This is a genomic window from Marinobacter bohaiensis (assembly GCF_003258515.1).
GTDB classification, from domain to species: domain Bacteria; phylum Pseudomonadota; class Gammaproteobacteria; order Pseudomonadales; family Oleiphilaceae; genus Marinobacter_A; species Marinobacter_A bohaiensis.
Genome location: NZ_QGEH01000001.1, coordinates 1,132,404 through 1,152,431, shown reverse-complemented (window position 1 = coordinate 1,152,431; position 20,028 = coordinate 1,132,404). Strand labels below are relative to the sequence as shown.

At 63.8% G+C, this 20,028-nt stretch carries 18 protein-coding genes; 5 read left to right on the top strand and 13 right to left on the bottom strand.

All coding sequences use genetic code 11. The features are described 5' to 3' along the window. The first annotated feature begins 59 nt into the window (after window positions 1-59). Window positions 60-1,106, top strand: a complete 1,047-nt coding sequence (locus DKK67_RS05115) for a FecR family protein (RefSeq protein ID WP_111495027.1) — start codon at window positions 60-62, stop codon at window positions 1,104-1,106. Window positions 1,107-1,256: 150 nt separating this feature from the next. Further along, window positions 1,257-3,680: a TonB-dependent siderophore receptor gene (locus tag DKK67_RS05110; RefSeq protein WP_111495025.1), complete on the top strand. Its 2,424-nt coding sequence runs from the start codon at window positions 1,257-1,259 to the stop codon at window positions 3,678-3,680. 93 nt (window positions 3,681-3,773) lie between these two features. Here the strand turns inward: DKK67_RS05110 and DKK67_RS05105 are convergent, their stop codons facing one another. Continuing rightward, on the bottom strand, window positions 3,774-4,199 hold the full coding sequence (locus DKK67_RS05105; protein WP_111495023.1) for a DUF1294 domain-containing protein: 426 nt from the start codon (window positions 4,197-4,199) through the stop codon (window positions 3,774-3,776). A 274-nt stretch (window positions 4,200-4,473) separates the two neighbouring features. On the opposite strand from DKK67_RS05105, the gene DKK67_RS05100 reads away from it, so the two are divergent. Then, window positions 4,474-6,624, top strand: coding sequence for a PhoX family protein (locus DKK67_RS05100; RefSeq protein WP_111495021.1), 2,151 nt, complete (start codon window positions 4,474-4,476; stop codon window positions 6,622-6,624). Window positions 6,625-6,693: 69 nt separating this feature from the next. Here the strand turns inward: DKK67_RS05100 and DKK67_RS05095 are convergent, their stop codons facing one another. From DKK67_RS05095 to DKK67_RS05085, 3 genes are all read right to left on the bottom strand, one after another. After that, complete coding sequence (locus DKK67_RS05095; protein ID WP_111495019.1) at window positions 6,694-7,998, bottom strand: NRAMP family divalent metal transporter; 1,305 nt, start codon at window positions 7,996-7,998, stop codon at window positions 6,694-6,696. A 154-nt stretch (window positions 7,999-8,152) separates the two neighbouring features. Beyond that, on the bottom strand, window positions 8,153-8,623 hold the full coding sequence (locus DKK67_RS05090; protein ID WP_228160515.1) for a DMT family transporter: 471 nt from the start codon (window positions 8,621-8,623) through the stop codon (window positions 8,153-8,155). A 10-nt stretch (window positions 8,624-8,633) separates the two neighbouring features. Next, window positions 8,634-9,062 (bottom strand): DMT family transporter, encoded by a 429-nt coding sequence (locus tag DKK67_RS05085; RefSeq protein WP_111495017.1) that lies wholly within the window; start codon window positions 9,060-9,062, stop codon window positions 8,634-8,636. A 90-nt stretch (window positions 9,063-9,152) separates the two neighbouring features. On the opposite strand from DKK67_RS05085, the gene DKK67_RS05080 reads away from it, so the two are divergent. Then, on the top strand, window positions 9,153-10,085 hold the full coding sequence (locus tag DKK67_RS05080; RefSeq protein ID WP_204355730.1) for a LysR family transcriptional regulator: 933 nt from the start codon (window positions 9,153-9,155) through the stop codon (window positions 10,083-10,085). A gap of 16 nt (window positions 10,086-10,101) precedes the next feature. On the opposite strand, the gene DKK67_RS05075 is transcribed toward DKK67_RS05080, so the two are convergent. Continuing rightward, complete coding sequence (locus DKK67_RS05075) at window positions 10,102-10,695, bottom strand: TetR/AcrR family transcriptional regulator (protein ID WP_111495015.1); 594 nt, start codon at window positions 10,693-10,695, stop codon at window positions 10,102-10,104. 89 nt (window positions 10,696-10,784) lie between these two features. On the opposite strand from DKK67_RS05075, the gene DKK67_RS05070 reads away from it, so the two are divergent. Further along, window positions 10,785-11,990 carry an MFS transporter gene (locus DKK67_RS05070; protein ID WP_111495013.1) on the top strand — a complete coding sequence of 402 codons (1,206 nt, stop codon included), beginning with the start codon at window positions 10,785-10,787 and terminating at the stop codon, window positions 11,988-11,990. 89 nt (window positions 11,991-12,079) lie between these two features. Here the strand turns inward: DKK67_RS05070 and DKK67_RS05065 are convergent, their stop codons facing one another. The 8 genes from DKK67_RS05065 to hpaI all read right to left on the bottom strand — a co-directional run bounded on the left by DKK67_RS05065 (window position 12,080) and on the right by hpaI (window position 20,026). Further along, a complete protein-coding gene (locus DKK67_RS05065; RefSeq protein WP_111495011.1) occupies window positions 12,080-13,063 on the bottom strand; it encodes a DctP family TRAP transporter solute-binding subunit in 984 nt (327 codons plus the stop codon). A 387-nt stretch (window positions 13,064-13,450) separates the two neighbouring features. Next, the gene (locus tag DKK67_RS05060; RefSeq protein WP_111495009.1) at window positions 13,451-14,113 is read right to left on the bottom strand and encodes an outer membrane protein; all 663 of its coding nucleotides are present in this window, start codon (window positions 14,111-14,113) and stop codon (window positions 13,451-13,453) included. A gap of 152 nt (window positions 14,114-14,265) precedes the next feature. Then, window positions 14,266-14,727: a DUF2059 domain-containing protein gene (locus tag DKK67_RS05055; RefSeq protein WP_204355729.1), complete on the bottom strand. Its 462-nt coding sequence runs from the start codon at window positions 14,725-14,727 to the stop codon at window positions 14,266-14,268. 183 nt (window positions 14,728-14,910) lie between these two features. Further along, window positions 14,911-15,960, bottom strand: a complete 1,050-nt coding sequence (locus tag DKK67_RS05050) for a tartrate dehydrogenase (protein ID WP_111495005.1) — start codon at window positions 15,958-15,960, stop codon at window positions 14,911-14,913. 46 nt (window positions 15,961-16,006) lie between these two features. After that, window positions 16,007-17,536 carry a tripartite tricarboxylate transporter permease gene (locus DKK67_RS05045; RefSeq protein ID WP_111495003.1) on the bottom strand — a complete coding sequence of 510 codons (1,530 nt, stop codon included), beginning with the start codon at window positions 17,534-17,536 and terminating at the stop codon, window positions 16,007-16,009. A gap of 20 nt (window positions 17,537-17,556) precedes the next feature. After that, complete coding sequence (locus DKK67_RS05040; RefSeq protein ID WP_162628751.1) at window positions 17,557-18,036, bottom strand: tripartite tricarboxylate transporter TctB family protein; 480 nt, start codon at window positions 18,034-18,036, stop codon at window positions 17,557-17,559. A 60-nt stretch (window positions 18,037-18,096) separates the two neighbouring features. Then, window positions 18,097-19,044 (bottom strand): tripartite tricarboxylate transporter substrate binding protein, encoded by a 948-nt coding sequence (locus DKK67_RS05035; RefSeq protein WP_111494999.1) that lies wholly within the window; start codon window positions 19,042-19,044, stop codon window positions 18,097-18,099. A 157-nt stretch (window positions 19,045-19,201) separates the two neighbouring features. Next, the gene (hpaI, locus tag DKK67_RS05030; protein ID WP_228160514.1) at window positions 19,202-20,026 is read right to left on the bottom strand and encodes a 4-hydroxy-2-oxoheptanedioate aldolase; all 825 of its coding nucleotides are present in this window, start codon (window positions 20,024-20,026) and stop codon (window positions 19,202-19,204) included. Between the last annotated feature and the right edge of the window lie 2 nt (window positions 20,027-20,028).

The following is a 20,028-nucleotide window of genomic DNA, read 5'->3' as shown; positions in this document are numbered from 1 at the left end:
CAGCAGGACGGCCCCGATAACAACAGCACTCAACGAGCCGCAAAGGGATAGACACGGGAATGGCAGGGAACACCGAATCAAGCCGCGCCCGGATCGACCGGGAAGCGACCGACTGGATGATCCGATTGCAGGAGGAGCCCGGGAACGACGACCTCCGCCAGGCCTTCGACACGTGGTTGCAACGCAGCCCCGAGCACGCCGACGCCTGGGCGGCGACCCGGCATACCGCCCTGTTGATTGAGGCCGCGGCCCCGGCCGAGCCCCGATCCTGGCAGGCGGCGCTGGATGAGATGCGCGGTCAGACTACCAGCCACCAGCACGATGCAGCCTTCGCAGCAAACGACGCGCCGCCCACCGGGGCTCAGCCCCACGCGGCACAGCGGCGCCCCCGACGTCTGCGTGTCGCCGGCCTGGCGATAGCGGCCTGCCTGCTGGCGCTGGTGGTGGGCCCTCACGCCTACCTGCACATGCGGGCGGACTACACCACGGATACGGCGGAAACGCGCGATATCCAGTTGAGCGACGACAGCGTCGTCACCCTGGCGCCGGAGAGCGCCATCAGCGTTCACTACAGTGACGGCGAGCGCCATATCGACCTATTGCGGGGCGAGGCCTTCTTCGAGGTGACGCCGGCGCCCACACGGCCCTTCCGGGTGTCCTCCCACAACACGGAGGTCACGGTCCTGGGTACCGGCTTCAACGTCCTGCGCCGGGACCTGGGCACCGCCGTATCCGTAGAGCACGGCCGGGTGCGGGTCGATCCAACCTTACAGGCGGATGCCACAGAAGTGCTGACGACGGGACAGACAATCTCGGTCCGTGACGCTCAAGGCGTGGAGCGCGGCACTCTCCCAACCGGTCAGATCGCCGCCTGGCGCCAACACCAGCTGATCGCCCAGGACCAGCCCCTGGGCGACGTGGTTGACCGGCTACGACGCTATTTCCCCGGGCGTATCGTGGTAACCGACGACGCCCTCGCCGGGCAGCCCGTCACCGGCGTCTACAACCTGAAGAATCCGGTCGGCGCGCTGCGCGGCATTGCCCGGGCGCAACAGGCCGTGGTGCGGGAAATCACGCCCTGGTTGCTCTTGGTGTCCGCCTCCTGAACGCGCACGAATGTTCGATTTCAGGTTTTTTGAGGCAATTTCAGATTATTTTTGAAAAAAGTCCTCCGGCCGACGTTTTGTCTCAAGCACGCAAATGAGAAACGTTCAAATTCTCATTAACGCACGACAAACATCCAACGGAGACACTCGATGACAACCGGGGCATCCACCCACTCCCCCACCCGATACCGCCGCCGCGTCCTGGCCAGCGCCCTGCTGCTGTCCACCGGCCTGACGCCCATGCTGCTGCCGGCCAGCGCCAACGCCCAGACCAGCACCCAGCAGGCAGCCTCGGCACTGCAGGCCGAAAACACCTTCAATATTCCGGCCCAGCCGATGACACCGGCCCTGGCCCTGTTCGGTCAGCAATCGGACTTGCAGATTACGGTCGATGGCTCGCTGGTGCGCGACCTGCAGGCGCCCGCCGTCAACGGCACCCTGAGCAACGCCGACGCCCTGGGCCAACTGCTGCTGGGCTCCGGCCTGAGCTACAGCCTGGCCGACGCCAATACCGTCGTGGTGGAAGCCGCCGCGGAAGTCAGCGATGACGCCACGCCGCTGGATCCACTGCAGGTCCAGGCCAGCGCGGAATCGGCGGTGGGACCGGTGACGGACAGTGTGGTCAACAGCCGCAGCGCCACCGGCACCAAGATGGACACGCCGATTGTCGATACGTCGGCCTCGGTCTCGGTCATCACCGAAGAAGAACTGGAAACCCGTAACGTCCAGGACCTGCAGCAGGCGCTGTCCTACACCTCCAGCGTCTCGGTGGATGCCTACGGCTCGGACGACCGCTACGATTTCTACCGGATTCGCGGGTTCAACCAGATGTCCCTGGGCACCTATCGCGATGGCCTGCCCAGCCGCATTCCCAGTTTCACGACCTCCCGGATCGAACCGTACGGCCTGCAACAGATCGACGTGCTGAAAGGTTCCACCTCCAGCCTGTTCGGGCTGAACGGTCCCGGCGGTCTGGTCAACGCCATTACCAAACGCCCGCAATCCACCGAGCACGGCGAAGTTTTCGTCACCGGCGGCGATGAGCACCTCAGTGCCGGTACCGATTTCGGCGGCCCGGTCGATGACGACGGCAAGTGGAGCTATCGTCTGACCGGCCTGTGGCAGGACGGCACCCACGGTCGGGACTACTCCAACGACGACCGTTTCTACATCGCACCAGCGGTGACCTACCAGCCCAGCGACAGAACCTCGCTGACCCTTCTGGCCAACTTCAGCAAGCGCGACAGCAACGCCGGTTATGGCTTCCCCGCCGACGCCGACATCGATCCGGAAAGCTTCCTGGGCGAGCCGGACTTCAACCGGTTCGACACCACCGAATCATCCCTCGGCTATCTGTTCTCGCACCAGTTCTCGGACGCGCTGACCTTCCGCCAGACCGCCCGCTACAGTCACATCGACCTGGACTACGAGCAGGTCTACGGCGGCACCACCGATCCCAGCGTCGACCGCACCGCCTTTTCGGTGGACGGCGAGGCGGACCGCTTCGGCATCGACAACCAGCTCCAGTACGACACCGCCCTGACCGACTCCATCGACAGCCGTACCCTGTTCGGCATGGACTACACCTACGACAAGGACCGGGAAACCACCCTGCTCGGGTCGGCGCCGGGCATCGACATCTACGACCCGGTCTACTGCGGCCGTGCCTGCGTCGATGTGTCCACCGTCTACCAGGACTACGAACCGGAACAGAACGCCTACGGCGTCTACGCCCAGGAAGAGCTGACCTTCAACGATCGCTGGATCCTGACGCTGGGTGGACGCTACGACTACTTCGATGCCGACGTGCACTACTTCACGACCGACACCGACGAAAGCACCACCGCCGAGAGCTTCACCTCCCGCGCCGGCCTGACCTACAAGATCACCGACGGCCTGTCGGTTTACGGCAACTACTCCGAGTCCTTCCAGCCGCTGTATGCACCGAGCGCCAACGGCTACTCCGTGGAAGGCTCGCTTGAGCCCCAGGAAGGCACGCAATACGAAGTGGGCATGAAGTACCAGCCGGCCACGCTCGACGCGCTGTTCACCGTGGCGCTGTTCGACCTGACCCAGACCAACGTGCCCACCAACGTGACTCCCGTCATCCAGCGTCAGGTGGGTAAGATCGGCAACCGCGGCGCCGAGTTCGAAGCCAAGATGTCCCTCGCCCGCAACACCAACATGACCCTGGCCTACTCTTACTGGGACGCGGAAATCGAGGAAGACGGCATCGGCGGCAACGAAGGTAACCGCCCGTCCGCGGTGCCCGAGCATCTGGCCTCGGCGTGGGTGGATCACACCTTCCCGGCCAACGGTGCGCGAGGCGATGTCACGATCGGTGGCGGCGTGCGCTACGTCGGCTCGACCTACGGCGATGACGCCAACACCGTTCCGGTCGACGCCTACACGGTGGCCGACGCCATGGTGCGCTACCAGATCACCCCCAAGCTGGGCCTGTCGGTCAACGCCACCAACCTGCTGGACGAAGAGTACGTGGTGACCAGCTACTACGGCACCAACTACTACGGCGACGGCCGGACCGTGCTGGGTACCCTCAAGTACGCCTGGTAAAACCTCACCGGATACCGGTCAACACAACCGGGGGCGGGATGCTCCCGGTTTTCTCGACGGGTTGCCTTCGACCACTGACGGTCGACCGCCCCCCTACCCGTTGCCGAGCAGGCGCGACAGTTCCGGCCACAGCTCATTCCGCCACCCCTCGATGCCATGCGCCAGAAGCAGCGCCCCCAGCACCACGAGGTGCAGCAGTACGATCAGCCAGAAGACCACCTGAAAACGAAGCTTGCGGGTCTTGTGCCGGAACAGCTGCTGGGCCAGCAGGGCACCGGGCCAGCCGCCCAACAGCGCCAGCGCCTGCAGACGCCGCTCCGGCACCCGGCGACGATCGAGGCGGGCCGCCCGTTTGTCGAGACCATACAGGAGAAAGAGAACGCCACTGACCACCCCGTAAATGGCCGGCACCACCGGCGTCAACGACGCCCACCCGACCAGCCAAACCAGACTGGCGATAAACGCCCCCACCACCAGCAATACCGGAATCAGCCCCTTACTTCGTCCTGCCAAAGCCATCTCCTTCGATGTTTTCCCGCATCCGATGCGTGCGGGCGCCGCCCAGTAGAAACCGCTCAGGCCTTCGAATCAAGCCGGCGACAGCCCGGTTCCGCGCCTTTTCGCGCTGCGTCATCAATCCGGAATGCGTACCAGAACGACGCGTCAGGGCGGCTCTGATGAACGTCCGATTCGTCTTATTTCGGTAACCGACCTGTCACCTTGTATCGATAGGCTTGCGGACGGCTTAGGAACTGACGCCCATTCCGACAAATAATCGATGAGAGAGGGACACATGAGTAAGGAAATCGAGAGCCACGAGATCTACAACCAGAGCGGCAACGAGCCGTTCTCGGAAATCATGGAACGCCGTCTCAGCCGCCGCTCCGTCATGCGCGGCAGCCTCAACGTCGCCGCCGCCACGGTACTGGGCGGTTTCGGCATGAGCCTGGCCGGCTGCGACTGGAATGATGACGACGACGATAACGACAGCGACAACGACACTTCCCTAACTCTCGGCTTCGACGCCGTGCTGGGTTCGCTGACCGACGCCATCGTCGTGCCCGACGGCTACACCGCGCAGATCCTGATCCCCTGGGGGACCGCACTGAGCGACGCCGGCACCGAGTGGGATGAGTCCCTGGCCTTCACTCCGGAAATCCAGGAAAACGCCGTGGGCATGCACCACGACGGCATGTACCATTTCCCGCTGGCCGAGGACACCGCGTCCACCCATTTCATCCTGGCGCTGAACAACGAGTACATCGACCAGGGCGCCCTCTGGTCAACCCAGGGCGGGCCGGACACCTCCAACGCCTACCGACTGGCGGACGAAGTGCGCACCGAGATCAACGCCCACGGCGTCACCCTGGTGGAAGTGCAGAAGCAGTCCGACGGCAGCTGGGGCCACGTCAAAAACTCCACCTACAACCGCCGCATCACCTCCGCCACGCCGATGGCGCTGGCCGGCCCGGTGGCCGAAAGCGACTACGTCATCACCAAGTACTCCACCGACGGCACCATGACCCGCGGCACCAACAACAACTGCGCCAGCGGTTACACGCCCTGGGGTACCTACCTGACCTGCGAAGAGAACTGGCCGGGTTACTTCATCAAGACCGACACTCAGCGCGACGACGACCTGCGCCTGGGGATTGGCTCCAGCACCGGTCGTTATGGCTGGGAAACCGCGTCCGATGATCCGGCGGCCGCTGAGGTTGACGAGGAATTCGCCCGCTTCGACGCCACGGAAACCGGCGCCACCGCGGCGGACGACTACCGTAACGAGCCGCGCACCTTCGGCTACATCGTCGAAATCGACCCGTACACCGGCGAAGCCGTCAAGCGCACCCACTTGGGCCGCTTCCGTCACGAAGGCTGCTGGCCGGGCAAACTGGTGGAAGGCGAGCCGGTGGTGTTCTACTCCGGTCATGACTCCCGCAACGAGTACATCTACAAGTTCGTCTCCGACGCCGTCTGGAGCGCCAGCGATGCCAACCAGGCCGGCGGCACCTACGACCGCCTGGCCCTGGGCGCCAAGTACATGGACGAAGGCACTCTCTACGTCGCCAAGTTCAACGACGACGGCACCGGCGAGTGGCTGGCGCTGACTCCGGACGCGGAAACCCCGGACGGCGGCACCCTGGCCGACGCCCTGGGGCTGGCCGCCGACGATCTGGCGGGCGTGATCATCAACACCTGCGACGCCGCCGACATCATGGGCGCCACGCCGATGGACCGTCCCGAATGGGGCGCGGTGGACCCGGCCTCCGGCGACGTCTACATGACCCTGACCAACAACTCGGACCGCACCGCGGAAGGCACCGCCGCCACCTACACCAACAGCGGCAGCGCCATCGAGGACCTGGGCGTGGGCTACAGCACCGCACCGGTGAACAACGCCAACCCGCGCGCCGCCAACGAGAACGGACAGATCATCCGCTGGCAGGAAGGCACCGCCTCCTCCACCACCTTCGAGTGGGAGATTTTCGTCTTCGGCGGCGCCGTGACCGGCAACGACAATCCGTCCGGCCTGACCGAGCTGAACCAGTTCGCCAGCCCGGACGGCCTGTGGTACGACCAGCGCGACGGCGACCAGGGCATCCTCTGGATTGAAACCGACAACGGCGGCAACGACGTGGCGGACTACACCAACGACCAGGTCCTGGCCGTGGTGCCGTCGACCGTCTCCGGCAACAGCAACGATCCGTCGGTGGTCGACATGCAGGACCAGGGCAACCTGAAACGCTTTGCGGTCGGCCCCAACGACTGTGAAATCACCGGCATCTTCGCGACGCCGGACAAGACCGCGCTGTTCATCAACGTGCAGCACCCGGGCAACTGGCCTTCCGGCTCCGACGCCACCGTCGAGACCAGCGGCACCGTGCGCCCGCGGGCCTCTACCGTGGTGATCCAGAAAGCCGATGGCGGTCGCGTCGGCGAATAAACCGGCGACCGCGCCTGAACCAGAAAACCCGGGGCCGAAGCCCCGGGTTTTTTATTGGCCGCGAACGGCTCACTTCACGAACAGATACCAGTACGCCAGCAGCGCGTTCACCGACGCGAAGAACACGATGCCGATCCAGCTCAGCACCACCATCCCCTTGCCCAGACGGTGCTCGGCCGGCACCGAATCCAGCCCCATCAACCGGTAGTTCAACCAGGCAAAGACCAGCGCCGCCACAAAGGCGGAAATCATCGCGAACTCCAACATGGCCAGCAGCGCACCCTTGAAAAACATCACAATCAGCGCCGCGACAATCGCCATCACCACCATCAGCGGGTAGGTATAACGGGCACCGTGGCCGGTGGGGCGGCTGCCGGCCGGCTGGCCAAACTGGACAAAGCATTCGCTCAGTGCCCGGCTGTAGCCATCCAGCACGGTAACCGTGGTCGAGAACATGCACAGGAACGCGATGGCCGCGATGAGCCAGCGGCTCCAGTCACCGATCACGCCGGCGTAGACATCCACCAACTGATGGGCAAAGGCGATGCCGGAACCGGCCAGGGATACGCCGCTGCCATGGAGCACCAGCGCTCCCAGCCCCATGAAGGCCAATGCCAGCACGGTCGACGTAACGTAGCCCACGTTGAAGTCGACAATGGAGTCGCGATAGGTCAGGTCACCGCCCCGGTCCTTGAGCTTCTGCCGCAACCAGACGCTGTTCCAGGTCGACAGCTCGATGGGCGCCGGCATCCAGCCCATCAACGCCACCAGGAAGCCGATGGCCGCGAGATTCCACGGACTGGGTGACACAAACTCCGGCGGCGCCACGCCGCCCCGGTCCAGGGCAATCACCAGCGCCGCCACCGTAGCCACCGCAAGGCCGGCAATGATCCATTTGGTCACGCCGTCCAGCACCCGATAGTGACCGGAAATCAGGAAAGCCAGCGAGCCGGCCAGCACGATGATGGTGAGCTGGGTCACGTTCAGGCTATCGCCAACGAACAGCCCCAGGATGCTGCCGCACAACATGGACACCCCGGCGGTACTGACCACCGAGGCGAACAGGTTGAGCGCCGTAAACAGGTACAGGTAACCGCGGCCGATGCGGTCGTAGCCCTGGATCAGAGACTCGTCGGCGGCCATGGTGTAGCGGGCGCCGATCTGGAAGAACGGATACTTCAGCAGATTGACCAGCACCACCAGCCCGGCCAACTGCCAGCCATACAGGGCCCCCGCCTTGGTGGACGCCACCAGATGCGAGCCACCAATCGCCGCGGCCGCTCCCAGAATACCGGGCCCCAGGATGGCCAGGTACTGGCGGAGCGAACGGGATGAAACAGGTTTGGCGGCCTGGGCTTCGGCAGCGTGAGACATGGATATTCCTTGGCGTGGCGGTGGCAGAACGATTCGCTATGTCGCGGTTCAGGCAACTGCATAGGCAGCTACCCAAAGGACGGAGGCGCATTTTTAAACAATCTGCCGCCGGACGCAACGCTTGGCGCTGCCGGGGATTGATCTGCCAGCCTCGTCAGGCGGTGGCCAAAGCCCTCTCCCGGCGCACGTTACTCAGATAGATCAGGGCCAGTGCGGCCGCCAGCAGCACGATGGCGCCGATGCGCGAATCGTCCAGCGGCAGGCGGGTGTTACCCAGCCAGCCGAAGTGGTCCACCAGCAGGCTCATCAGCAACTGACCGGTGATCACCGCGACCGTCGCCGCCGCTGTACCGACCCGGGGGACGGCAAAGACAATCGCCAGCATGTACACCACGCCGAACAGGGCTCCCGTGAGCTGCCACTTGGGTACCGTGAACAGCGACTCGGCGTGCGGCGGTTCGAAGAAGAACACCAGCAGGAAGGTAATAGCCGCCCCCATCGCAAACGTCAGCCAGGCACTCGCCAGCACGCCGACGGTCGAGCCCAGCCGGCCATTAACGGAGGATTGCGCGGCGAGCACCGCACCACCTACGAGCAGCAAAGGAAAAACCAGTGAAATCAGCATGGATACGTCCTCAGTAAATCAGCCAGAGAGCCATCAGAATCATCGCCAGGGCCAGCACCCGGTAACCATCGATGGCCCGGCGCTCGCTGCCAAACAGCCCGAAGTGATCGATCGCAAGGCTTGCAGCAACCTGACCACAGAGGATGCCGACCATGGTCATCCCCACGCCCACCAGCGGCGTCGTCACCGTCAGCACGATCACATACACCGGCCCCAGGACACCGCCGGTCAGCAGCCAGCGCGGTTGCCGGAACAGCGTCCCCAGCGGCGCGCCAAAGAAGACCATGGCCAGGGTCAGCAGCATGCCACCCACCATGAAAATGGAGAGCGTGGCCGACAGGTGGCCCACCTCTTCCCCGAGCGGCCCCAGCAAGCCCGCTTCCACCGACAGCCCCATGCCCGCGCACAGGACCAGGAAAAGCGTCAGTATCGATTGCATGTCGTCCCCGTTTGGTCGTCATTGAAAGGCCGGCAATTTATAGTCATGCTCAGGAACGAACAACCCGACACATGAGCAAAGGTTTATTGCTTGGAAAGCAACGATATCGATCTGATTTCACTGCGGCTGTTCGTGCGGGTGGCCTCTTCCGGTCGCTTTGCCGAAGCCGCCCGACACTTTGGCCTGCCGGCCTCATCCGTGTCGCGACGCATCGCCCGCCTGGAAAAGGCGCTCGGCCACCGGCTGCTCTACCGTCACACCCGCGCGGTACGCCTGACGGAGGTGGGGGAGCGTTATTTCCTGCAGGTGCGAGACCTTCTGGATGAACTGGACCGGGCGGCGGAGCAGGTTTCCGGCGCCGCCGGGCAGCCCCGGGGGACACTGCGCGTCAACGCGCCGGTCGCGTTTGGCCGCCGACACATCGCACCTTTGCTGGCGGCCTTTCAGTCCCGCTACCCCGCCATTGACGTCGACATGACGCTCACGGACGCCTTCGTCGATCCGGTGCAGGAAGGCGCGGACGTGGTCATCCGTATCGGATCCCTGGCCGATTCCAGCCTGGTCGGTCGCCAACTGGCCGAACAGCACCACGTGGTGTGCGCCGCGCCGGCCTACCTGTCCCGGCATGGCCAACCCGACACGCCCGAAGCACTGCAGGAACATAACTGCCTGGTCTACAAGGGCACCCGGGGCGAGCAACCCTGGTATTTCCGGGGAGAGGGAGAAGCCACATTCAGGGTCGTGGAGGTACGGGGAAACCTGCGCAGCAACAACGCGGAATGCCTGGTGGAAGCGGCCCTGCAGGGACAGGGATTGATCCTGTTCCCCACCTGGCTGATCGACGGTCACCTGCGGCAGGGAACGCTGGTACCGATCCTGGACGCCTGGGAATCAGCCGGCGAACCGGCCCGCCACGGCATCCATGTGATCTACCCGGAAAACCGGCTGCGATCCTCCAAGGTCAGCGCCTTTCTCGACTACCTGTTCGAGCACGCCCCGCGGCTCGACGTCAGACCGGAATGATCGCCACCGTTTCCGGTCATGCCGGGGCCATCGCGGTCACAGAGAGTGACCGGCGAACCCAGTGCGCCAGACCGTCCCGGGACAGGGAATCCGGCGCGTAGCTCAGGCGGTATGTCAGCGGGCCCATGATACCGTCGAGCAAGGCATCAATCGTGGGCAGGGGTGACTCGCCGCGGGCCCGGGCCCGCTCCAGCATGAACGCCATCTGGTCGCGCTGCCACGCCCAGCAACGCTGACGCAACGCCAGGTTGTGGCTGCCCAGGGCGTCCGCCAGGACCTGCTGACCGGGTGCGGAAGCCATCTCCTCCATGTAGTCACCGGCCCAGGCCATGAGGTCGCCTTCCAGACTGCCGGTGTCCGCCAGTGGCGCGTCCGGCTGCAGGCGCTCGGCGGCGACATCGGCCATCAGCTCCTTAAGGTTGCCCCAGCGGCGGTAGATGGTCGACGGCGTCACGCCAGCCCTCTCGGCCACCTGCGGCACCGTCAGGGCGTCGCGTCCGGCCTCCTCGCACAATGCCCGAACCGCCTCATGCACCGCCTGCTGGACCCGCGCACTCCGGCCACCGGGCCTGACCGCTGGCTTGCAACTCGTATCGCTTCTGGATCCCATACCACCCCTAAACGCAAAATATTTGCTTTAAGTCTGCTTTACCGTACACTGCGCATCATAACGCAAAGTCTTTGCTTTAAGGAGCCTCCATGACCGCTTCCGTCCACACCACTCCCGAGCCTGGCGCCAACCCGCGCCAGCTGGTGTTTTACACGCTGGTCGTGGTGGCGTTCCTGGCGGCCTCCAGCGTTCCCACGCCGCTGTATCCGCTGTACCAGGCGACCTGGCATTTTTCCACGCCCATGCTGACCCTGGCGTTCGCCACCTACCTGTTTGCCCTGCTGCTGACGTTGCTGTTCACCGGTCCGCTGTCGGACTACCTGGGACGACGGCCGGTGATCGCCACGGCACTGATCCTGGAAATCGGCGCCATGCTCTGCTTCTGGGGCGCCCACGACCTGACCTGGCTGTTCATCGCCCGGGCCTTGCAAGGCATGGCGACCGGCATCGCCACCAGTGCCCTGGGCGCCGCGCTGATCGACAGCGACCACCGGCATGGTCCGATCCTGGCCAGTGTCGCGCCGATGATCGGCATGGGACTGGGCGCGCTCGGCTCCAGCGTACTCGTGGCCGAAGCCCCCTACCCCATGCGTCTGGTGTTCGTGATCATGGTCGCGATCTTCGTCTGGCAGTCGATCGGTATGCGCAGCACCCGGGAAAGCGTCCAGCGCCGCGCCGGTGCACTGGCCGCCATGCGTCCCCGGGTGCACATTCCCGCCAACGTGCTGCCCACCTTTCTGCGCGTGATTCCGGCCAACATCGCCGCCTGGTCACTGGGTGGTTTCAGCCTGTCGCTCGGCCCCATGCTGGCCAAGGACGTGACCGGTCTCGACAATGCCATGATCGGTGGCCTGATGGTGTGCCTGCTGTCGACCATGGGGGCCGTCAGCGTGTGGCGCATGCGCGTGCTGGCAACCCGGCAGATCCTCATGTTCTCGGGCACCCTGCTCCCACTGGGGATGTCCATCATTCTGGGCAGTGTCTACACTCACTCCACGCCCCTGCTGCTGACCGGATTCACGGTGGCCGGACTGGGCTTCGGTACCGGCTTCATGGGCGCGATGCGCGCGATCATGGCCCTGGCGCCGGCCGGCGAACGCTCGTCGCTGATGTCGGTGATCTATGTGGTCAGTTATCTGTCTGCCAGCCTGCCGGCCCTGGCAGCGGGCCTGGCTTCCCAGCGCTATGGTTTCGAGCCGACCGTCTACGGCTACGGCCTCTACGTGATGGCGCTGTCGCTGCTGGCGCTGGCCGGGGTACTCAGCCAGCGCCCGCAAGCGGCATCCTGCAACTGACCGTCATGGGCCGGCCAACAGTGCGTCACACGGCCCGCAACCGGGCGCCGCAACACCACTTCGATGCGGCGCCCATCACGGAATGACGGCTAATTGCCGGCTGCCTGGGCGGCCTGGAGCACATCGGCGCCGACGGCGGACCGGTACTCGTCCCAAAGCGGCTCCATGACCTCTCGCCACTGCGCCAGCTCCGTGGCGCCGGGCTGGTAGATATCCACCGATTTCATGCTGAGCAACGCCTCCCGGTCATTGGCGCCCTTGGCCAGGGACATGGCGTTGCCGTACTCCAACGCCATATGCGCGGCGTAACGAAAGTGGCGCCGCTCCTCTTCGCTCAGCCCGTTCCAGAAGCCCGCGTTGGTGATCAGCATACCTTCGAGCATGCCGTGGTTGGATTCCATCATGTAGGGCTGATGCTCGTAGAAGCGCTTGGAATAGATATTGGACCAGGTGTTCTCCTGCCCCTGGATACGGTCATCCGCCAGCGCCTGGTAGACCTCGGGGAACGGCAGCGGGACCGGGGTGGCACCCAGACGTTCGAACTGCTTGCGCAGCACGTCCGAATTCATGATGCGAAAACTCAGCCCCGCCAGGTCCGACGGGGTGTGGAACGGTTGGTTGGCGGTCAGCTGTTTGGCCCCGTTATGCAGGTAGCCCAGACCGACGATGCCTTTGCCGCTCATGCTCTCAAGCAGCTGTTGCCCCACTGGCCCCTGCTCAAAGCGGTTGACCGCGCCCATGTCAGGGAACAGGAATGGCAGGTCGAACACCTTGAGCTGCTGGGTGTAATCGCCGAATTTCGACACGGGCGGCACGGCAAAGGCGATCTCCCCGGACGCCACCGCGTCAACCGCCTGGGCGTCGTCCATGAGCCGGCCTTCGGGCACGATCTCAATGGTATATCGGTCGTCCAGCTTGCGCTCGACGAGTTTCTTGAACAGCGCCACCAGCTTGCCGGTGGGGGTATCGCTACTGGTGACGTAGGAGAAAATCAGCTTCTGGGGCTCCGCGCTAGCGGTTACGGGAGCCAGCAACAGCAGGCCGCACAGTACTGCACAAAAAGTCCGGTTCATCGCATTTTTCCTGTTGAAACATTGTTTTTATTGCGGCGTCAGGGCGCCTTGGCAACAACGAGGTGCGGACCCGGCAAGCACCCGGAGCGACGGCCCGGCCTGGCTAAGGAACGGTGCCACACGGTGGACGTGATCGGGGTGCAAGGGCTTGGGGTCCGCAACTGACGTTTTTCTTGTTGGTCTGGAGATCACACCGCGATCAACGCCGGGAATCGACTCCCGACAACCACGGGATCCGAATGGAAAGGACGATGAGTCATACCGGCAATAGATCGCGATGCAAATGGATCAGATCACTTCGCGATCACATCACCTTGCGCCGAAGCAGGTAAACGACTTTCCCAAATTTGCAATAACGAATGCTTAAAAACCAATCCGGCCAGTCGTTTACCAGTAGCGCACGCGCCAACCGAACTGGATTCGCCAGACGTCGAAATCCGGGCTGGCACCCAGGTCATCGTCGGTCAGTTCGAAATGGTCGAAGCCCGCCTGCACGAAATAATGCTCGCCAAACTCGTAACGCACACCGGCCCCGGCGCCATAGCTGAACTGGGTGTCGTCGTAGGTGTTGTAAGTGGCGGAGCAGACGTAGCCCAGCCACGGATCCCACCAGCACACACCGACCGGCACATCGCTGGAGATGATGTTGGAATCGATGTAGGTCCAGCCCAGACCGGCACGCACATAGGGCGTCAGCGGGCCTTCCATGAAGTTCCAGGCACCGTAGATGTGGGTATTGAACACGTCCAGCTCGGTCTTGACGGTGCGGGTACCGCCACCGTCGATATTGAAACGGGCTTCGTAATCCGGGTTCAGGAACGTGAGGTCGACGCCGAACTGGAGGTGCTCGGTGGCGTGATAGGCCCCGCCGAAGGCCAGGCCAAGGTCGGAGTCGATATCCAGTCGGGAGTCGTTATCGCCACGGCTGGTCTCGTCCAGGTTACCGACCATCTGGACGGAAAAGTCCCAGGTGCCGGCGCGGTCGGCCAGTGCCACTCCGGGGAGGATCGGCACGACCAGTAACAGGGCCAGAATCCCGATTCGATGCATGCCCGGCGCCTCCAGATCGATTCCAGGGAAAGACGACAACACGCGGCAGCGCAGGCAACCGGTACAACCGATTCAGGAAGTATAGCGCACGCGACCGGGCCCGGCCGCGCGGTCGGGGCAGGCGCCGCGGGTTGGCACGGCGCCCGGCAGGATCAGGGTTGCTGTTCGAGGCGCTCCGCCTCTTCGGCGATCATGGTGCGCAGTTCGCCGATGTGGGCCTGGACCCGCTGGGCGCCCATCTGCGCGCCCTTGGCCATCAGGTCCGGCATGGTGCGGATCGCCTTCTGGCCGATGTCCGTGGTGTAGAACGCGTTCAGCTCGCGCAACTCCTCGGCCGTGAACGCATCGGCATAGATACTGACCAGGTCCGGTTTGATGTTGTCGTAGCTCATGTACTTGCTGAAGAAGCGAAGCATCACGTCCTTGTAGGGTTTCAGGGACGGCTGCTGGTTCAGTTGCACATCCAGCATCTGGCTGATCGAACGATCCAGGGTCTCTTCCATGTTGATCGCATCGAGCAGTTTTTCCGCCTCGGCGGTGGAAGCGGCATCCGCCAGGGCGGCGGAAGACGTGGCCAGCGCCAGCGTAAAGGCAAGGTACTTGAGGGTATTCACGACGGTTCTCCCGGGTCGTTGAGACGTTCCCTTTCGGGGGTTGGCGACTCGCAGCCATGCCGCTGCCAGTCCGCCATCCTCCGGGAAGCCGGAGCGATACTCAAGAGTCTTTTGATGGGGCGCCGCAGCCCACCCCATCTGAAGAACAGGCCGCGACAGGACGATTTCTGGCCATGCGTCCTGTCAGAGAGCCGCCCGCACCGCTTCCGCGAGAGCCTGGGTCGACAGCTCGCCGCCCATATCGGGCGTGCCCTGGCCGGCTGCCGTCACCTGCTCGATCGCAGCGAGCAGCGCATCCGCGGCCGCTGTCTCCCCAAGATGCCGGAGCATCAGCGCACCAGCCCAAAGTGTAGCGAGCGGATTGGCCAGCCCTCGGCCCATGATGTCCGGCGCCGAGCCATGCACCGGTTCAAACATCCCCGGCCCCGTGCCCCGGGGATTGATGTTGGCGGACGCGGCGAAGCCCAGGCCTCCCTGGATGGCCGCACCGATGTCCGTCAGGATGTCGCCGAACAGGTTGGAGGCAACGACCACATCGAGGGACTGCGGATGCGTGATCATCCGCGCCGCAATCGCATCCACGTGATAGGCAGTGACTTCCACGTCTGGATAGTCTTTGGCGACTTCCCGGGTAATCTCGTCCCAGAACACCATGCTATGACGCTGGGCGTTGGACTTGGTCACCGACGCCAGTTTGCACCGCCGCCGGCGCGCCTGCTCGAAACCATAGCGCAGGACCCGCTCCACACCCACCCGGGTAAAGATGGAGGTTTCCACCGCCACTTCGCGATCGCCGCCGTGGTGCACCCGGCCACCCGCGCCGCTGTATTCGCCCTCGGTGTTCTCCCGTACACACAGGATGTCGAACGGCTCAGCCGTCCGCAGCGGTCCAGTGACACCGGCCAGCAAACGGTGCGGCCGTTCGTTCACGGACAGATCCAGGCCCTGGCGGATCGCCAGCAGCAGGCCACGCAGCGAGACGTGGTCCGGCACCGTGGCCGGCAGGCCCACAGCGCCCAGGTAAATGCCGTCGAAGCGCCGCAATTGCTCCACGCCATCGGCCGGCATCATTTCGTTGTGTTTGAGGTAGTACTCGCAGGACCAGGGCAGCCATTCGCCATCCAGCCCGAAGCCGTGCCGGTCCGCCAGGGTCTGCAGCACCGGCCAGGCGGCGTCCATTACTTCACCGCCAATACCGTCGCCCGGTATCAGCGCAATCCGATAGTCAGTCATTCACAAGGTCCATCACGTGGTTGGTGTTGCGCCGGAGCGGCATGCCTCAGCGTGCCGACTCCAGCGGCCGGTTCGAGTTCGTTTCCTGCTGGCGCTGCCTGGCCTGACGGCGATGGCGGATGATCGGCAGGACCACCGAGACCACCGACAGCAGCAGGAAACACAGGCTAATGGGGTGGGTGAAGAAAACGGTCCAGTCGCCGTCGTTCATGGTCATACCACGGCGGAAATTGGATTCGACCATGTACCCCAGAATCATGCCCAGAACCACCGGCGCCGAGCTGAACCCGTAGCGGTTGAGGAAGTAGCCGAACACCCCGAAGAACAACAGGACCCAGGCCGAGCTCAACGTGCCGCTGATGCCATAGGCGCCGACCATGCACATAACCAGAATGAAGGGCAGCAGATAGGAGCGCGGAATCTGCAACACGCGCACGAACAGCTTGATGCCCACCGACTGGAAACAGAACATGAAGATGTTGGCCACCAGGAACGCGATGATGATGCCGTAGGCGATGTTGCCCTGATCCTGGAACAGCATCGGACCGGGTTGCAGGCCATGGATCAGCAAACCGCCCATCAGGATCGCCGCCGACGCATCACCCGGAATCCCCAGCGTCATCATGGGAATCAGTGCGCCGCCGGTCATGCCGTTGTTGCCAGACTCGCAGGAAATCACCCCCTCGTCGTGGCCGGTGCCGAACTTCTCCGGGGTCTTGGACATGCGCTTGGACTGGTCATAGGCGAGAAAAGACGCGATGCTGCCGCCGGCCCCGGGGATTGCCCCCACCAGCGAACCGATTAACGAACTGCTGGACCAGACCTTCCAGTGGCGGAAGGTTTCCCGGAAACGTGGATAGGCGTTATTGACCCGCACCCGGGCACCGGCCTGGCTCTGCGGCGACAGGTTGGTGACATCGCTGATGATTTGCGACAGCGCGAACAGGCCGATCAGGGCCGGCATCAGATCGACACCGCCGACCAGGTCGGGAATACCCGCGGTCAGGCGCACTACGCCGGTCAGCGAATCAATCCCGATCAAGGAGATCAGTACGCCAATCAGACCGGCTACGATCCCCTTGATGATCGACTGGCCTGATACGGACGCAATAATGGTCAGCCCGAACAATCCCAGAGAAAAATACTCGACCGCACTGAAATCCAGCGCCACGTCGGCAATCACCGGCGACAGGAAGGCAAAGATGGCGACGCTGATCAGGCCGCCGATCATGGAAGACACGATACACAGCCCCAACGCCCGCCCGGGCTCGCCGTTGCGGGCCATGGGGAAGGCGTCCAGAGTGGTGGCCACCGACGACGGCGTGCCCGGAATGTTCAGCAGGGCTGCCGGGATCGAGCCCCCGGAAATCGCACCACAGTAGACACCCAGCAGCATGCCCATACCGGTCACCGGCTCCATGCTGAAAGTCAGCGGCAGCAACAGGGCAATACCCATGGTCGCGGTGAGTCCCGGCAGCGCGCCGAAGATCAGACCAAGGACCGTACCGAAGGCAATCGCCAGGAACACATTGACGTCCAGAAACAGGCTGGCTGCATCTGCAAAGTTAGCAAGCATAATCGGATCCCCTACCTTGCTCAGGGCATCGCCAGTTCAAACAGAACCGAGAACACCAGATAGATAAAACCGGTGGCCAACACCGAGAAAACGCCAGAGGCTATTAAAGACCGGGCGGACATCGGCTCGTGTTTGATCAGTCGATCGATGATCTGCCGGAAGGCAAACAGGAAGAACAGAGTGCTGATGACAAAGCCCGCGTAGGACAGCAGCAACAGATAGATCACAATGGCCGCGATAGTTACCGCCAGGGCCACCAGCTCGTGCCGCGTCATGCGAACCGGTGTGTCCCGGTCCGCGCGCTGGAAGAAGGTTTCGGTCACCAGCAGATACCCCAGCAACACCATGATGATCACGCAGGACCAAAAGGCGAAGAAACCGGCGCCGGGGTCCCCCGGCATTCCCATCGACGACGGAATGGCCTTGGCCATACTCAGGAAAAACCCCGCCCCGACAATCAGCACGACATAGAAAATCTGTCGTTCGTTGATGCGCAACATCGCGACACCCCCTATGGCAACGTGAGGGAGCGACTCCGTCCGGCGGAGCCGCATCGCCGTTTATTGTTTCAGCTTATGGGCCGTCTGGATAAACGACTCCGCCAGGGTGGCCATCCGCTCGTCGAGCGTTTCGCCCGGCGGGATGTATTCGATCTCAGCGCCCTGGGTTGCGATCGCCTTGCGGAAGGCCGGATCGGCGGTCGCCTGCTTGAGCGCCTCGGCCCAGGCCTGTCTGACCTCATCATCCACACCCGCCGGTGCCGCGACACCGCGCCAGTTGGTCAGGGAGAGCTTGAGGCCTTCTTCCTGCGCCGTGGGGACCTCCGGGTATTCCTGCAGGCGCTTGTCCCCAAGAATCATCAAGGGGCGCAGCTTGCCGGATTTCAGGCCCGCGGCGAGATCCCCCACGTTGAGCATCAGCGCGTCGATGTGGTCCCCCATCGCCGCCAGCACGGCCTTGGACGAGCCGTCGTAAGGCACTTGCTTGGCCTTGTAACCGGCGCTGTCAGAGAGCATTTCGCTGGCCACGTGGGTGGAGCCGCCGTAGCCGGAGAAGCCGAATTTCACACTGTTGGGGTTGGCTTTCATATCCTCCAGGAGGTCCTGCCAGGATTGCCAGGGACCGTCCGCACGGACCGCGACCATGTAATTGTCGGTCAGCACGTTGCCCAGATAGTCGAAATCATCGGAGTGGTAGGTTGCGTTCCCCATACCTTCGGTGGCGAAGATCACGTTGTTGGGGATGGTGACGGTGTAGCCGTCGGCGCGGGCATTGGCCACCTTGGTAAAGCCCAGAATACCACCGCCACCGGGGACGTTGGAGACAATGATGGTCTGCCCCAGCGACTCTTCCAGCGCCGGTTGCATGGCCCGCGCCAGCACATCGGTACCGCCGCCGGCATTGTAGGGGATGACCATGGTGATCGGTTTGGTGGGGTACTCGGCATACGCCAGGCCCGCACCCAGGAGACCGGCCATCAGAACGGACGTTTTTATCAGCTTGTGCATGATGCTTCCTTATATTTGTTAGTGATCGTATTTCTGGTTGATCGGACTGTCTTCGAACCGCCCCGGGGCATTCGCCGATGCCCCGTCCGGTTCGCGATCTCTCTCTTCAGTGCTCCCGTAGGAGTCTGTTTCCGGGCGCAGGCCCGTATACCTCACTTCAATAGGGTCCCTTGACGGACGTGGGTTGATTGGCCCGCAGGCCAAACTCGAAGGCACGCTGGCGTACCGACTGCATCAGCAGGGTCACGTCCAGTCCGACCGCGACGAAGGTGGCACCCAACGACAGGAAGCGCCGCGCCTGCTCGATGTCGCCGGTCAATGTGCCGGCCGCCTTGCCCGAGGCGACGATGCGCCGGATGGCCTCATCGATAGCGTCCTGCACTTCCGGGTGTGCCGGGTTACCCAGGTGGCCCATGGACGCCGCCAGATCCGCCGGGCCGATAAACACCCCGTCGATCCCATCCACCGCGCAGATGGCCTCCAGGTTCTCCAGGGCGGTGACGGTTTCCGCCTGCACCAGCAGGCAGACTTCCTCATTGGCGTGGTGCACGTAATCGGCCCGACCGTTCCAGCGTGACGCCCGCGCCACCGCCGCCCCCACACCCCGGATACCTTCCGGCGGATACCGTGTGGCCGCCACCATCGCAGCCGCCTGCTCCGGGGTATCCACCATCGGCACCAGCAGCGTCTGCACACCGATATCCAGCAGCTGCTTGATCAGCGCCGGTTCGCCCTGCACCGCCCGCACCACCGGATGGCCACCGTAAGGCGCCACCGCCTGGAGCTGGGCCAGGGTGCTGTTCACATCGTTAGGCGCGTGCTCGCCATCAATGAGCAGCCACTGGAATCCAGCGGTCGCACACATCTCCGCGCAATAGCTGCTGCCCATGGAAAGCCAGAAGCCCACCTGCGGCTCGCCGTTGGCCAGCGCCCGCTTGAAGGGATTGCCCGGAACCATGCCGGGTACCGCTGTGTGATGCATCT